7 protein-coding genes are annotated in these 13,130 nt (G+C 34.6%); 1 reads left to right on the top strand and 6 read right to left on the bottom strand.

Features of this window, described 5'->3' with window-relative positions; all coding sequences use genetic code 11:
* Window position 1: 1 nt before the first annotated feature.
* The 6 genes from B6D18_RS00155 to gss all read right to left on the bottom strand — a co-directional run bounded on the left by B6D18_RS00155 (window position 2) and on the right by gss (window position 12,608).
* Window positions 2-1,963, bottom strand: coding sequence for a vWA domain-containing protein (locus B6D18_RS00155; RefSeq protein WP_086362618.1), 1,962 nt, complete (start codon window positions 1,961-1,963; stop codon window positions 2-4).
* A 13-nt stretch (window positions 1,964-1,976) separates the two neighbouring features.
* Window positions 1,977-3,035: a hypothetical protein gene (locus tag B6D18_RS00160; protein WP_086362619.1), complete on the bottom strand. Its 1,059-nt coding sequence runs from the start codon at window positions 3,033-3,035 to the stop codon at window positions 1,977-1,979.
* Window positions 3,036-3,162: 127 nt separating this feature from the next.
* Window positions 3,163-5,838, bottom strand: a complete 2,676-nt coding sequence (locus B6D18_RS00165) for a putative virulence factor (RefSeq protein ID WP_086362620.1) — start codon at window positions 5,836-5,838, stop codon at window positions 3,163-3,165.
* On the bottom strand, window positions 5,835-8,861 hold the full coding sequence (locus B6D18_RS00170) for a virulence factor SrfB (protein WP_086362621.1): 3,027 nt from the start codon (window positions 8,859-8,861) through the stop codon (window positions 5,835-5,837). The genes B6D18_RS00165 and B6D18_RS00170 overlap by 4 nt, the downstream gene beginning before the upstream one ends.
* A gap of 8 nt (window positions 8,862-8,869) precedes the next feature.
* Window positions 8,870-10,468, bottom strand: coding sequence for an SrfA family protein (locus B6D18_RS00175; protein ID WP_086362622.1), 1,599 nt, complete (start codon window positions 10,466-10,468; stop codon window positions 8,870-8,872).
* Between the two features lie 247 nt (window positions 10,469-10,715).
* Entirely contained in the window at window positions 10,716-12,608 is a 1,893-nt protein-coding gene (gene gss, locus B6D18_RS00180) for a bifunctional glutathionylspermidine amidase/synthase (protein WP_086362623.1), read from the bottom strand.
* 188 nt (window positions 12,609-12,796) lie between these two features.
* Between gss and ybeD the strand changes: the two genes are divergently transcribed.
* Window positions 12,797-13,063, top strand: a complete 267-nt coding sequence (ybeD, locus tag B6D18_RS00185) for a DUF493 family protein YbeD (RefSeq protein WP_065577848.1) — start codon at window positions 12,797-12,799, stop codon at window positions 13,061-13,063.
* The last annotated feature ends 67 nt before the right edge of the window (window positions 13,064-13,130 follow it).

Below are 13,130 nucleotides of genomic sequence, written 5' to 3' on the forward strand. Positions count from 1 at the left end.
TTTATGGCAACATTTCTAATGGTACTGGATAAACATTTTCGCGCGGATCACTACCTTCAGATAATGAAATCCAACGATCAACATCAGCATTACATTTTTGATAATAGCGTACTTTACTATTTAAATTACGAATAAACTTCTCTTGTTCAATTCCACTCATACTTTTCCATGTTTCTTGATCAAGACCTGTTACATCACTTTTATAGGGAATATTATCTAAATATTCACCAAGTAAACCTAAATCAGCAATTTTAGTAACTGAATCTGATTTCAACTTGTTTGGATCTTGTCCCATTGCTGCAGCGACAGAGCGTAATTGTGAAAACATATCATCGGCAGAAATCAATCCATCATTAGCTGCGTTAGCAATTTTAGTCACAATATCACTTAAATCACTTAATTGCGATTTAGTTAATAAAATTCTCGGTTCCGCAGTTGGAATAGTCGGTTTAACAAAATCTTTATCAGCAATCCATGCTTTAAAAACAGTTGGCGCTTTAGTTCCTTTAGTATCACCTAGATAAGCTAACTGCATCGCCTTACTCAATAGTAAAGCATCTTTTAACATATCAGTATTGTCATCTTTAGCATTAAGCGCATTACCAATTGATAATTCCCCTTTATAAGCTAATTTAACTTGTTCTGATAAAGCTTGCGCTAATGAATCTACTTTCTTACCAAACTCATTAACATCACCGGCATTAACGGGATAATACAATGATTTATGAATAAAATCGTTATAAGTCAGGTCAGAATATTGAGCTGCAGCCACTTGATGATCTTTTTCACCACTTTTTGTTTTTAAATGTAAGGCATAAATTGCAACACCTTTATGTTGTGCTTCAAGTCGTAATTGAGCAGCATCCATACCAGTACTTGAAAGCTTATCATCACCAGGAATAGCACTTGCATCAGTAATCAAAATCATATATCGAGCACCAAAGCTATTCCAATTAATATCATTTAAAGCTTGTGATACACCTGCATAAGAATCCTCGGCAAAATAAGCGGTGGACACTGATGCTTGTTTGAGTGAAGCACTCAATTTTTTAAAATCATTTTTATTTTTTACTTTATTTGGATCAGCAAAAACTTTACTGACAAACTCTAGTTTATTTGAGGCTTTTAAACTTGAGCGGAATGAAACCAAACCAAATTTAACCTGATCTTGTAAATGTTCTTTTTCAATATGCTGATAAACTCTTTCCACCGCTTCTTTGGTCCTAGAAATATAAGGATCCATTGAAATAGTTGAATCAATGACAAATACAATCGCAGCCTTAAATGGGGCAACTTGATTCGTTTTATCATCAGAAGATTGATTAATAGACTTGTTATTATTTTTAACTACTGTTTCTTGTTTACTAACTGAAGCAACCTCTAAAATTCTTTCATAAAAGCCTTGGCCATTCATTACCTCTTCACCTTGTAAAATAGGTAGTAAATAGAAATTACTTTTAAAATCAATAAATTCTTTCGGTTCTTGTGCCACCACTTGAGGTGCCATTTTATTCTTTTTTAATGCATCACGAATAGGTTTTAATAATGTTTCTGGTTTATCAGAATCAACAATTGTTGATAAGGAGGCTTTATCTTTGAAAAATAATAAAGGATCACGTTCAACAGGATTAGTAAAAACTAAAGTCAGTTGCATATTCCAAGCAACAGTACAGGAATTATTAATCCAACCAACAGTTTTGCCATATGAATCAGGACCCACATTCAACCATTCTTGATTATTTAGATTTTTCCGTTCATACACATAATAACGAGAAAAAGCAGGTACTGATTGACCAGTAGTATCATTAATATTTTTTTTCAGCTCACAAGTTGGTGTACTCAAGACTCGCTGATAAAGTGTTGTTTTACCAGTTTGCTTTAATGGTTCTAAAGCCGAACTAACCAAAGGTAAGCAAGTCAGGCTAAATCCAAAAATCAATGTTGAGATTACTGTTTTTTTCATACCTGCACCTTAATTATTTTTGTAATTCAGCTAACCGCTCTTTAGCTAAAGAGTTGTTAGGGTCATTATTTAATGACGTTTCATACCAATAAATTGCTGTTTCTTTATCTGCCTTGAAGCACTGGTTATCTTGATAAAACTTCATATCGTATTCTTTTGCATAAAGTAAGGCCACTTTAGCATTCAATAAAGATTGATTGGCATATAAACGCTGTGCGATATTACATTTATTAGCTTGTTTAGCCTGATTTATGACATCAATTACTGCATCAGTATTAGGTTTACTCTGTAAACATTGTTGAATAAAAGATAAATCATCAGTTATTGCATTAGCAACATTACATTGACTATTACTTTGAGTTAGAGAAGTTAAAGGATTTTTATCTTGAGAGAATAAAAAATACCATACTGCAAAGCCAATCCCAGCTAAAGTCAGCAGAATAACAAAAATAATAATAATCAATCCTAATTTACTTTTTACTTTAGTGGGTTGTGGAGCTGACACTGCTTGTTGTGTTATTGTTGGTGTTGGCGTTACCTCTATTTCAGATTCTATTTCCATTTCAGGCTCTGCTATTACCTCATTTTCCAAACCAATTGTTTGTTCTTCTGTTTCAGGTTCTACAGGCTGAGAATCATCAGATTCAACAAGGTTAGAGGCTACGTTATCCGGCTCAAAGGTATTTTGTTCAATCTCATCAAATATTGCTGGCGAGGTAATTAAAGCAGATGAAGGGAATACTGTTTCAGCGATATTGAGTACTCCTCTATCAGTATAGCTTTGATTCTGTTTATCACGAATTTCAGCAAGAAATCTAACACTATTTTCTTGAGATAACAAAGAATCAACTAGCCATTCACCGATGAGACCAGTTAATTGCTCATTCTCGACAGACATGCTAGTTATAGTATGCCAATTCTTTTCTGGTCCCCATTGATTAAGACCGGACAAATAATAACCATCTTGGTTACGTTGAATAAGTATATCAATATCAGCACTTCCACTCCATTTTTGCGCCAAAAATTTAGCAATACCGGGTTTATCACCTTCTAATTCAATTCTTAATGCCATGATATCCTCTATTTCATCACTATGATTGCATCAATATGATTTGATAAATATTTCATAATGTAAGGTAGTTTTAAAAAACTACCTTATTGTTATTAAATTGTTGTCTTTAAATATATTCACAATAATACTATTGTATTTGTGATTGCTTAAAACAAGTTAAAATTTCACCAAGTCGAGAGTTTTGTTCTTGACTTATTTCACGACCAGCATGGTGACCAACATTTTCTTGAGCAAGCATTGCAAAAGCAATAAACCAATCAAATATAGCAAACTGAGAATAATTTTTTGTCTTATCATCAAGTACTGGTAATGGATGTGATAATTGACTTGAAAATTGGCTCAATGGTGATGAAAATATCGGTTTACCTTGATTAACACGGCTGGTAGGAATATCAATTTTTTGCCCAGGAATAAAACCAAGCCAAGCAATAAAATCAGCTAACAACATATGGATTGTGCTAATCTGCCGAGACTCAAGCTCATCACGCTTACTGCCTACATTTTCATTAGCTAAAACTTTTTCAGTCAAGCTGGTTTCAATTTTCAAACGGTTAGCACCAGTAATCAACTCTTCAATAATAAAAGAGAGAGCTTTTTGCTCAATACCAAAAAATTGTAGAATATGCTTATCTAACACAATATTTCTTAAATGCTCTAACCATGCAGTAAAAACATTCTTGGCAAATTTTGATTCGCTAGCAATATTAGCAACTGCTTTTGGTTGTAAAGGTGAATCTACTTCTGGAAAAAGTTCAAAGTCGGTATTTAAGCCAAAATCGTTTGAAGAATTATCGATTACGTCATCACCGCTAGTATTGCTGATATCATTATCCATATGGCTAGAGTGATACAAGGCTCGAATAGTTTGATCCGGTAATTCTAAAACTTTAAGTAATTCACCTAATAATAACGCTTTTCCTTGTAGTTCTTTAATAACGTTACTAATAATCTGTTTTTTCTTACCCAGTTCTTCATCACTATCAGCTTGATACCAAGTATCAAAACGCATATTGAGAATATAATCGATTTTTTCATTGAGCTGCTCAACGATCCGCTGTTGCTTAACCTCAGTAATGGCAACTTGTTCTAAATACTGGCTAATTCGACTAATGCCACCATCATTTAGTTTCAACATCGCATCCCAAGCTTGTCCTGGATCGTTTATATACTCTTGAACTTCTGGATTTTCAACAAATGTGTTTTTCAACATTAACATTTCTTTTTGATACTTATCACTGTAGGACAATTCAACATTTGCCTTAGCATCAACATCTAAAAATGCAACATCAAATCCTGGTTTACGGACCAAGAATACATTGTTAAATTTACCATTATTTGACCAATTGGATAACCAATCATAACTACCAAAACGTTCTAAAATGGTTTGCTGTAATAAGCCACCTTTACCCCAAGTATTTTTTAAATTATCTTGAGATAGCGGCAATGATGCGCCAATACGCTTATCAAACATTGTTATAGCCCATAGCAATCCGGCTTTCTTTGTTGCTCTTTTCTCAGCTGTTTCGCCTTGGGTTTTATCAATCCATCTTTCTAATACTGGACCAACATCATTAACATCTGATTGTTTATCCGATGGCGTACAAACCACCAAAACATTCATCTCTTGGCTATCAGTGTATTTCTCAAAAAGATAAGCAACTTTACCGCGCAATAAAAGTTGAGCGACAGGGTTACCCTCTTTGACGTCAGAAATAGAAGTTAAATTTAATCGACCTCGATACCCTGGAAAATCAAGCAAATCGACATTCTCAAAAGTAGGTACACGAGTTTGATTCACTAATGGGAAAATTAATTCTGCTGTTAAAAAGGCTAATTGCGCTAATGATATTGAGGTTGGCATTCCATTAAGTGGTGTAACGGTTACCGATGAATCATTTTCAGTATTTAACCTTTCAAGCATATCGACATTCATGATACTATCAATCTGCGACTTGGTACCATCCTCATTGTCCTTAACTAACACGGTGAGCGGCGCATAAACGGTATTTACATGATTTAAGCTTGATAAGGTTGTCGCCAATTGAATATAAATCGCCGTAAGTTCACTGATACCACCCCATAACACAGAAAATAAACTACCACGGTCGGTAATCGAAAGATAAGGTAGCAATGACATTGCTTTTTCCCAATAACCACCTTTCAATCCTTCAAGTGAATTGCCAAAATTTTCAGATAAATAATCATACAGATCAACGATATCATCTTCAGTTATACCGCCAGTGTAATCAGCTTGCTTTTTACTTTCGATACGTTGAATAACTTGGTTTAACTCTGAAAACTCAACTTTATTGATAACTTTCTGCTGATCAAAATCTTTAAAATAAGCGTTAATTAGAATTTTAACGATTTCTATTTCTTGAAATAGTTTTAGCTCTAGTGGATAGTTGGCAATACCACCTTTAGCAGTACGACTAAATCTAGTAACGAGTCCTGTTGCCTCTTTACCCCCACCAACAGGATTGACGTGCTCAATAAAATCTAAGATTTCATTATCAACCACTGTTTCAAGTTTTCCATTTTCACCGGCTGCTAATGCTGAAATAAGGTAAGATTTACCTGCTTGTGACAAACCAAAAAAACCGACAGCAACGGATTTAGTCGATACATCACCTAAACGTTTAGCACTATTACGTAATCGGCGTAGATCAAGAATTAAATTATCAGCTTCATTATGCAAACGTTTTGATGAATCTCGGGTTTGATTGACCCATTCAATTGCCTGTGCTGATGCTTGATAAATCTTTTCCCAAGATTTAGGAAGTTGTTCGTTTAAATTTTTCATCGTTTTATTATTCCACTATCAAGCCAATATTGTGTGCTAATTAAGCCAGAATTTACCATTGTATTTAGACTAAGCTTTATATCCTTGGTTTTACTGCAAGCACGCCCATCTGAAGCTTTGACGTCTTTAATATAGAAATTCTCAACTGTTTTTTGTCGATTTTTTATCCCTAATGTTACTTCTAAAACTACCCCTTCAGCACTTAGTCTTTTAGCAACATCACTATTTTCAATCGTTAAAATATAAATTGGTGAGGCAGGCCAACGGTCAGTGTCTAATTGTTTAAAACCAAGCCTTGTTGTGCCTCGAATTTCAAAAGAGAGTTCAGGAAAGTCATAATCGGGATCATCTAAATCTATATCTTGATAATAAATATTTTCTTTTTTTATCATATTTAGATTATCTAATAAACCAATGTATTTAACTGTTGAGTACAACTCCATATTTGCCGATCTAAAATAAAAATTCGCCAATCTTAGGTTTTTACTCAAGAAACATAACATGGCACCAACTGCTGCTGTAGTTTTTGGATCATCAATGCGCTCTTGTTTATGGAATGGATACCATCCACCAGTATAATAACCATGTAATGGTAAAACACGACCAGCAGGGATAGATAAACGTGAACGGAAGTAGCTTTGTACGCCAGGTAAACGCGACGGTCTCCCTGTTAATAATAGGACATCGCACTGGTAACAACTAATAATTTCAGATAAAGCATCAAACGTTTTACAAATATTATAATAATCACCACGAATAAATAAGTGATGAATACGTTTAAGATTTATTTCAACATTTAAATCAAGAACGGAAAATTCAGGATTATTTAGAGCTCGACGAACCGGTTCATTAATAAAATTCAGAACATTATCTGTCATCACATTATTTTGTAATAGCTCACCAAAAGTCATGTTATAAACATGTTTTTCAGCATGTAATGGTTCATAAAGTTCATAGAGTTTTAATACCTGTAACCCTACTGGCGTAAACAACTGTAAAGTTAATTGTTGCCGTAACACAGCATCTTGAATTGATACCTGCTGTGAGCCGATAATTGTCGATAAAATCAGATTAGGATCAACAAGTCCAATCTGTTTTAATCCAGTAGTTAATGACGATAAAACAGTATCTTGGATGATATCAAGCAAAATATCATCACCAGCAACTTTAAATCCATCACGAAAACGTTGCGTTGGAACAAGATAAGCATTGCTACTATTAAGTTGTTTATTGGCACCATAATCCAGTTCGTAATCATTGATGACCAAATCTGTTGTTCCACCACCAATATCAACTGTGGCAATTGTTAGTTTTTGTTTATTGGTTTTGTCTGGTCGTACCATTGAAGCAATAAATTCTTCTGAACGACCATTATAATTGTTCTGCGTTTCGTTAAAGAGATAAACAACTTGACCGCATGTTGCTTCATCCCATTGAATATAAACTTCAGGAATATTTGGCCAGATACTTTTTAATTGTTCAGGATTACTAAAATCAATATTATCATCAGAATTATCCCAACCTAAGCTTTTCCAAACTAAGCCAATAGCTTGATAAACACAGCTTTTGAATATCGCTTGTTCTGGTTTAGGCATTGCCGGTGGAATGGTAAGAATAATAGAACGCAAATTACGCGGTGTTCTTGCGTGTTCAAGCTTATTACGCTGAGCGACACTATTGATTTGCATTAGAGCATGCATCAATACTTCACATAGCATAAATGTCATTAGTGAACTACGTGAATATTTGGGGTGGAAGACTGGCATTTTTCGGTCAAACTCTTCCTCAATTTCATTACTGAGGATATGCAGAGCTTCACCATACTCGTTGATTAGACTAGAAAACGGCTCTGCCGTTGCAAATGGTTCATGATCACTTTTGACATAATGTGAATTAAAGCGCCAGCCTTGCTCATACTTTTCTTGATCCCATAAATAACGTTTCGGGCTTGAAAGTCCAGTTGCCCCTTCATTTCCTTCGCGGCGACTAGCTAGACGGCTCGCTTCTTTTCCGACTCGAACAATACTTGGCCAGCGGAATGTATCTCGTCTTCCACTTTGTAGCGAAAAATGTTCTTTACCAAAAAAAGTTTGCGCAAATTCTACTCGACTTTCAAATGGCTCATTATAGATATGTTCGGGTTGGGTTAAATCTCGAATTTCAAGCTCATAACGACGATTTAAACTATCTTTATCTTGAACGTGATCTTCAATTAAGATACCACAGGTTCTTGAATTACCAACATCTAAAATCATATCAACAGGAATCGATTTAATCACATCATCTCGATTATTTGAAACAATTTTAATTTTTGGTAACTGTAATGAATTAGCAAGCAAATTAAGAATATTTAAATAATGGCCATAATATGCTTTATTAGCTATTTCTAAATCAATATCATCTTTATGTACTTTTAAACGTTCAGATTGAGGGGCTAATTCTTGAAATAAATCAATTAACCAACTGGTGATCCATTTTTGCTCTAAATACCATGAAACTTGATCTGAACGATGAGCTAAACTAAATACAGCTCCAGTTTTCACATCATTTTCCGTTGGTGCCAAATAAGCAACATCCTGCATATTGGTAAAAATTTTTGTATCAAAGGCAAAAGTAATACGATGAGTATTGCCATCTGGGTCTTCACCTTCTGGAATACTAATAATTCGTACTCGACTCCAGTTATGAGGACCTTTATCAAAACGCTCTGGCGGGATTGATCTAAGAATTGGTACCGGCAACCAAATACCATCATATAGTTTTAAAGATTGCTCAACACTAATTTCTTGAGTAGGTGTGACAGCAAAAGAAAGATTATCTGGTGCAAAAAATTTACCATTATCGATATCTTCAATTAATCTAACTAACGCTCCACTTTCAGATGGATCAATAAAACAGCCATTCACTTTACTGCGCCATTGATTATCTTTCCAATCTATTTTTAATGCAAAATCAAGAAATTGAATACCACTATTCATGATAAGTGTAACTTCTTGACCATAGTTGCGTATTTCTGGAAGCATATACAATCCTATTGTTTTTTCATCGTAATTGGGAACGAAGTCCCGTTATCATAAATTCCCTGACAATCAGCTTGATTGTTTTTGCCTGATTTACACTGAATTTTTGGTAATTGATATTTAGTATTATCACTGCAAATGGCTTCGGTATTACCAGTAATATTTAAATTAGCATTTTGGATACCAGAGCCAACATTACCAACACATTTAACGCCATCACTACGAGTAACCGTAACTTCGCCATTACCTTGATTAAAATTATAACTTAATTGTAATGGTTTACCTGTTGCTTTATCTTGAATACCAGCACCAACCGACCATTGACCATTTAAGAAGTTTGTTGATCCTTTTTTTAACGCGTCAGCAGGCAAAGGTAAATTATTTGCTTGATTAGCATTTGCATTAGCTTGATTGTCTTGCTCAGAATTACTATTCGTTACTTCAGGTTTACCATCTAAATCAGGCGTTGATGGCACTTGTGCATTTTTATCATCAGAAGGATTAGCATTACTGCCTTTATCATCTTTATCAACCTGATTTCCCTGTTCACCTTGCTCTCCATTATTTCCTTTATCATCAAGTGGAGGCGTAAGTTGTGGTTGATCTGTAATATCATCTGGATTTACATTATTAGCCGTTCCTTGATCTGGTGCGATTGCTGCTGAGTTATCAACTACAGCTGGATTTGTAGCAATACCATTAACTGGCAGTGTAGGATCTACTGCTACTTTTCCATTTGGTACTACGCCATTAACGATAGTAACAGGTTTATTATTAACCTCTTTGATTTCTGGCTCGGGCTCTTTTTTCTCTTGTTTGTCCTCTTTATCATTTACCACTGTTGGCACCGGAATATCAACTTTACCATCTAATGATATTTTGGGATCGATAGATATACTTGGGTTCCAGCTACAACCTTTTAACCAAAAAATTGCTAATAATAGTAGTAATAACAAAGGTAATAATCCTAACAACCATATCCACCAGCGTTTCCACCAAGGTTTTTTAACAATAACAGGCTCTTGTACTGGAGCGGTAGCTACAACCTTTGGAGCAGCTTTTCGAAATGCTTCTAAACAGTAAAAAGGTGAAGTCGCTTGTGGCGTCTGAGGATTAACAAATCCCCAAAAAGTAATAACAGGTTTACCATTAACAATATAGACAAATTGATTACTAGGAAAGCGTATCGCCATCAAATTCGGTCCAAGACTATCTACATTTTGTTTTGGATCGTAAATCAATCGACTAAAAAGCAATTGATCGCCTTCTAGATTAGGATTGCTTGCTAATTTTTGTCCTAACTCAATGACTTTACTTTCGAATTCTTTTAGTAAAACTAGAGCAGACTTTTGTTCGTCTTCACTAGCTGAAGTCCACGGGATAATATCATATTGACCATCAGGTTGCTCTGAATCAAAGGGAATATACCAATCAACAATATTACCCTGATCATTACGCTGGGGAATAGCTAAACAATCAGAGTATTGGCGACCTAATTTAACTCGAAACATTTCACGAATTTGCGAAGCGACAAGATAAGCAGCTTTACCGTCATGTCCGAGCATTTTAAAATCTTTAATATCGCCACTGCGCAATAATGTATTTGCCATATATCCTGATATTCCTTTATTTTAATTATATTTTTTATAATTATTATTTGTATTAGATCAATTCTATCAAAAAAACTAAGTTATTGTCATTGTCGTTGTCAATCAAATAGATATAATATTTTTAGTTATTTTTAATAAAATAAACATAGCTTAATTAGCTATGTTTAATTAAATAACAAAACTTACCATCTGTCATTGATAAATTGAACGATCAATTTGGCAAATTATGCTTAAAAAACCCCTTTCCTCAACTTTTTTTGTAAAGTTGTTTAATAAATTCTTCATCAGTTAAGACTCGTAAAGGCTGCATATCACTTTCCCCTCTTATAACTAAAGAGGGATCAGAACGTAAACAAGCACCGCCATAATGGCCGCCAACAGTAAATGTACAAATTTGTAAATAACGATCATCAACTTTAGGTAAACACCATAGCTCTTGATAAATGTTTTCTTGTTTAGAGAATTGGCCAACCGTTTTATCCAATATTTGCTCATGACGACCAACTAACTCTATATCGCTACCTCTACGCCCAGCAATCGGTTTAATTGCGTAACCTTTTTTAATTAAATTGTCATTGAGTTCAAATGAAGACTCAAGTAAATAACGGTGATTAGGAAATAATGACCACAGCACCGGCAAAATAGCTTTATTACTTGGAATGACCGTCCATAAAGGTTCAAAAACCGATACCTCGGGTCGAAGTAATACATCTATTAATCTTACCGAATTATCTGGATGCCATGTTCTAATTGGTAACCCTGCCACTTGAGCTTCACTTTCTTGGCGAAGTTGTTCAAGTACAGTTTCCCATGCCCAAGTTTTCCATACACAAGTGACCTGACGTTGCTCATCATCAACTAATCGTCCTCGTTTATCCCAACTGAGTCCCGATAGTCCGCGTAAAATTTTACTTTCAAATCCGGCTTGAGTTAGTGCTTTTTGCATAAATAATGCATGATAGTTTTCTTCACTATCATTATCTTGCATGATATGTACAAACGCTTTTGCATCACTATGTTTCCAGCTGTCGGCTAATGCATTAAGTAAACCTGCACTAGGATTAATGCCAGCATTTAATTCGGCTTGTATTGCCCAACTTTGCAAAATTTGTCCTGCTTCGGTATGGCATGAGGCTGAATCTGCATTATATTCATAAACTTTAAAGCCCCTTTCATCCATACAAAAATCTAACCGTCCGGTGATCATCTGATAACGGCGTTGTTGCCATGATAATCTAAGCCGAGGCCAAAGGATTTCAGGAATATTGAAATTACACAATAAATTATCATTTTTTAAAACTTTATCGGTAGCATGCAAATACATCAAATGAAGTTCGTTTGTTGCACGAATAAGCTCCAGCTCAGCGCTTTCCGAAATAGTAAAATAACGATACTGATCATCATGGCTGATGGCGTGTCCAGTTGCTGACACATAGGCACTTTCTAATGTATCACTTTCGTTCAACCATTTCTTATCAAATTGACCATGATTTTCGATATGGACACTATGAATATCAAGTAAATGCTTAGCAACATTCGGTTGTGGTAAGCTATGAAGAGTATTCTCAGTTTGAATCATCCAGCCTAAAATTTTGGTATCATCGAAAGTATCGTGTAAATAATAGCCATCATTAGATACCGTCATTTTTAATTCTCGAGTCCATTGTTGACCAATGGGGAGCCGAGTATGGACAACATTTTGTTCGGCAATTCTAATTTTATTATCAAAAACTTCAGTAATAATCGCTACATGACCTGTCCTATCGAACATACCGCCATCATCCCATATTAACAATGCTCCCGCTTCTGGCATTTTTTTGCTACCATTAGCAAATGCTTGCAATGGTAAAATGGCTTCATTAATCACTTGACGAAGAAACCTTAACGAAAATATTTCATGTGCCATACCGACATCGGTAAAGGCTATCCCATAATTTAGAAATAAAAATCTTCTAGCAAATTCGACACATTGCCACTTATAACCCATATACTCATGACCTGAATAACTTCGAAATGATGCATCATTAGGGTATTGTTCAGGATCCAATGTTTCATAATCAGAAGAGTAAATAGCAACACCGCCCGGCGCATAGCCAAGTAATGTACCAAAAGGTTCTTTGTTAGCTGATTGGGATAACATGTTATTTTAGCCTTTTAAAATAATAGTAAGGTAGGTTTTACTAAGCTATGTTAGAATTTGACTATCATAGATCAAATTATAGGCTTTAAAAAGTAATGTTTATTATTCTGAACTTGAAGAATAATAAACTGACTATATATATGCAATATATTTAATAGCTATACTGATAAAACGAGAAAAAGACTATTATGCAACAAACAAAATTAAATGAATTATTAGATTTCCCTTGTTCTTTCACTTATAAAGTAATGGGTGAAGCAAAACCAGAACTAGTTGATAAAGTTGTATCTGTGATTCAACGTCATGCACCAGGGGATTATACGCCGTCGATCAAACCAAGTAGTAAAGGTAATTATCATTCAGTATCCATTACCATTAATGCAACCCATATTGATCAGGTAGAAAATCTATACAAAGAATTAGGTGAAATCGATATCGTAAGAATGGTTTTATAATCCTTTACTTTTTAGTAATTCTTTGCACAAAATAAGAGCCTTATAGTTGAAAAATAGTTATAAATAT

Origin of the sequence: Gilliamella sp. A7 (genome assembly GCF_002142015.1) — a bacterium.
In the GTDB taxonomy this organism is placed as follows: domain Bacteria; phylum Pseudomonadota; class Gammaproteobacteria; order Enterobacterales; family Orbaceae; genus Gilliamella; species Gilliamella apis_A.

What these genes read in the sequence shown, in the direction of transcription:
- B6D18_RS00175 (WP_086362622.1), bottom strand. Translation starts at nt 10,468, where the DNA reads ATGGCAAATACATTATTGCGCAGTGGCGATATTAAAGATTTTAAAATG.
- B6D18_RS00165 (WP_086362620.1), bottom strand. Translation starts at nt 5,838, where the DNA reads ATGAAAAATTTAAACGAACAACTTCCTAAATCTTGGGAAAAGATTTAT.
- B6D18_RS00155 (WP_086362618.1), bottom strand. Translation starts at nt 1,963, where the DNA reads ATGAAAAAAACAGTAATCTCAACATTGATTTTTGGATTTAGCCTGACT.
- B6D18_RS00160 (WP_086362619.1), bottom strand. Translation starts at nt 3,035, where the DNA reads ATGGCATTAAGAATTGAATTAGAAGGTGATAAACCCGGTATTGCTAAA.
- gss (WP_086362623.1), bottom strand. Translation starts at nt 12,608, where the DNA reads ATGTTATCCCAATCAGCTAACAAAGAACCTTTTGGTACATTACTTGGC.
- ybeD (WP_065577848.1), top strand. Translation starts at nt 12,797, where the DNA reads ATGCAACAAACAAAATTAAATGAATTATTAGATTTCCCTTGTTCTTTC.
- B6D18_RS00170 (WP_086362621.1), bottom strand. Translation starts at nt 8,861, where the DNA reads ATGCTTCCAGAAATACGCAACTATGGTCAAGAAGTTACACTTATCATG.